The organism is Simplicispira metamorpha (assembly GCF_004341365.1).
Lineage (GTDB): Bacteria > Pseudomonadota > Gammaproteobacteria > Burkholderiales > Burkholderiaceae_C > Simplicispira > Simplicispira metamorpha.
On the sequence record NZ_SLXH01000058.1, the window covers coordinates 1 to 2825 of the forward strand.

The 2825-nt window shown below is 50.2% G+C and carries 3 protein-coding genes and 1 pseudogene; 1 reads left to right on the plus strand and 3 read right to left on the minus strand.

The annotated features are described in order from the left end of the window. Nucleotides 1-95: 95 nt before the first annotated feature. Nucleotides 96-329: pseudogene (locus tag EV674_RS17220) on the plus strand (arsenical resistance protein ArsH); the annotation flags it as partial. A 1-nt stretch (nt 330) separates the two neighbouring features. Here EV674_RS17220 and EV674_RS17225 read toward each other — a convergent pair. From EV674_RS17225 to EV674_RS17495, 3 genes are all read right to left on the minus strand, one after another. After that, the gene (locus EV674_RS17225; protein ID WP_119014920.1) at nt 331-1227 is read right to left on the minus strand and encodes a DNA/RNA non-specific endonuclease; all 897 of its coding nucleotides are present in this window, start codon (nt 1225-1227) and stop codon (nt 331-333) included. 217 nt (nt 1228-1444) lie between these two features. Next, entirely contained in the window at nt 1445-1960 is a 516-nt protein-coding gene (locus tag EV674_RS17230) for a hypothetical protein (protein ID WP_207902196.1), read from the minus strand. A 654-nt stretch (nt 1961-2614) separates the two neighbouring features. Further along, on the minus strand, nt 2615-2825 hold a 211-nt coding region (locus EV674_RS17495; protein ID WP_165887120.1), incomplete at its 5' end, for a hypothetical protein.

The window sequence follows — 2825 nt, forward strand, 5'->3', positions numbered from 1 at the left end:
GCCAGAGATTCGGGCGGACTTCTCGTGAACCTCCGTTTTTGAGAGAGATGCCAACGGCTTAGCGTGCTTTAAATTCCGAATTCTGAGGCGACCCCATGCTGACCATCCCCAACCAGTCCTCGGTTGCCAAGGCCTTTCAGGAGTTCGATGCCGACAACCGCATGAAACCCTCCAGCTACTACGACCGCGTGGTCGATGTGATGGAGGAGCTGGTGAAGTTCACCTTGCTCACGCGCGATATTGGCCCTTATCTGGTGGACCGATACAGTGAACGCAAGGAATCAGCTGAGGAACTCGCCAAGCGGGTGCAATTGCCCAAAGCCACCTGACTTATTGGGGAAGGGGAAGCCTGGGCGCTGGTTTTACGCTAGGCAGCAACTCCATACCAATGCGCTGCACCAAATCTTCATAGCTGATGGGCTCTCCTGCACGTACGCCTTCGGCATTTTCTTGGAAGTGGGCCCAAGCTCTATTTTGAGCTTCATCGTAAACTAGCTTGAAAATGTGCGTCGGCACATGAACGTCACTATTCTTTATTAAAGTCTCTCGCTCCCCGAAAACAGGGCCAGTAATAATATAAACATCACCAATCGCTCTGCTGGCGTAGAGTCTGGTGTCTGTTTCTATTTTTTTCCAAGCTCCGGAGTTGTGAGATATAACTTGCGGAACCATATTAGCTAAAGAAAAGCTTTGCGCCATCGCTGCGGGCGTTGGCATATCGCCTGCTGGTGCCATATGACCGCGAGAATAACCTGAGTTCTTGTAATCGCTCAGTTTTGCACGCTCGGCTTCTGGAAGGCGTGCATCCGCAAAGAATCTGTCCTTCCTCTTTTCGTCTGCATCAGCGACAAGGGCTCGATTGAGCTTTTGAGCGACAAATACAGGGGTTTTTCTTACGCCCGAGTGCAGGATGGCAAAAGCGTCATAGCAAAGCTCACGCAGCTTTTGCTGATGAGGCACGATTGGAGGGACGCCATTAGCAAAAAAATTACGGCAGTCCTTAAAGCTGGTCTGAATCCCCTCAAGGTTCTTTCGGGGTGCAGCGTCTGGTTCGGGAGAGGTCTTGGGCTCTGATTGCTTTTGTGGTTCGGCTTTTGGTGACGGGGAAGTTTTCAATTCAGCATGCTTTTGCGATGCAGCTGGTGGGGCGGAGGATTTTTCGCTACAGCTCGATGCCTGAAAAGCTGCTATTGCAGCAGCTATCAGTAAAGCTGCTGCACGACCCATGGTGATAGAGCTTCTTGATGTTCTGCGACGTGTAGTCGATTTTTGCCTTGTTACCATCTTCTTGATTTACGATAATTTTGAATGTGAGTTTATGATTTTTAGTGCCAATGGGCTCTGTTGCACAAATCTGCTTCGAGACGGCTTTGCTCCACAAAGGCTGATTGTCTAGGTTGTAGGCTCACAGCATGAGTTTGCCCCCTGCAGCCCCCAAGCACCACTACCGCACCACCAACTGGAAGCCGTACAACGCAGCGTTCAAAGCACGCGGGTCGCGTCCATCAATCTCCTTGATGAGCTCCAGCATCTTGTCGCGTTCGCGCAGCAGCTGGTTCATCTCATCGCGCGTGGCATCGTCCTGCGGACGCTGCTCCAACCGTGTCTTGCTGGTGTCGAACTCTTTCTTGCGCTTTTTGTAGCTGCGCAGCTCCTCCACCAGTTCCTCGAGTGCTTTCACCAAGCGGGTGCGCAAGCCGTCCCCATCACCTTGCCCCTGCATGAAATCCAAGAGGCGCAGGCGAACGCTCTCGTCGATATCCCCAGCCAGGAGGGCTACAAAGCCATCGAACAGCCGCTGCTCGTGCTGGGTGACGTAGTTGCAGAACAGGTACACCCCGTCGCGACTACCAGGTAAGTCTCTTTCACTGCAAAAACGCATGAGATTTCCGAAGCGCTGAAGTATCAGGGGTTTTGCTGCATAACCCTGGGCAGCAGACTTGGGGAAAACACCCTGCAAATAGGTGTTTGGTCAGCTTTGGCCCAAAAAAGCACGACGTTTATGGCATACGGCTAAGTGCACAGCACAGATGCACCACAGGCCTTGCGTTTCCAGACTTCTTTTCTGGCAAGTTCAACGGTCCCAAAAATGTGATGGGTTCAGCATTCACCTACCAAAGCCGCCCGCACTGACCAGACTGACCGCAGAAAATCAGAAAACTTTTCAAAATCTCAGCGTACAGCCCCGGTTATGCGTAGGCAGTTCGCTGGTAGCTAATTTGACTCATGCATTCCAGCAACTTCCAGGAAGTGGCTGATAAGCCTCTTCTCGCACTCAAAAGAAATTGACAAACCTCACATCAAGTCAATTCTCTGGCAAGTTCAAATTAACGAAAAAAACCTTTGAATTTCTCTGGAGAACACTAAAAAATCAGCCAGATGTTTTCTCGAAAAACTCTGGTCAATCTGGTCAATCTGGTCAGACGGTTCAGTCTCCCAGAGCAGGATGCACTGCACAATGCTGAAACGCGAGCTTGTGGCTCAGCTCTAAGCAGTTGATTGCTAGCACTTGAGCGCATGGGTCTCAGAAAATTTCGGTATTTGTCAAAGAGGGCTCGTGTGCACACAAAGAATGCAATGTTCCTCGCATCACACTGCCTTTCCTGGAAAGTTCTCAGTTACCAATGAATCTTGGTGATTTCTCTCCCGTAATCAGGATGGCTGTACTGACCAGACTGACCAGAGAAAAACCAAGAGTTTTTTCTGCAAAGGATAGCCAGTGGAGCTGGCTATTGACTAGAAATAAAACAACTTGAATCAAGCGGCATATTTGACAGAATCCTTCCCAAAAAACTGCTGCACCTTTTTGGGCGATTTCTGCAAAT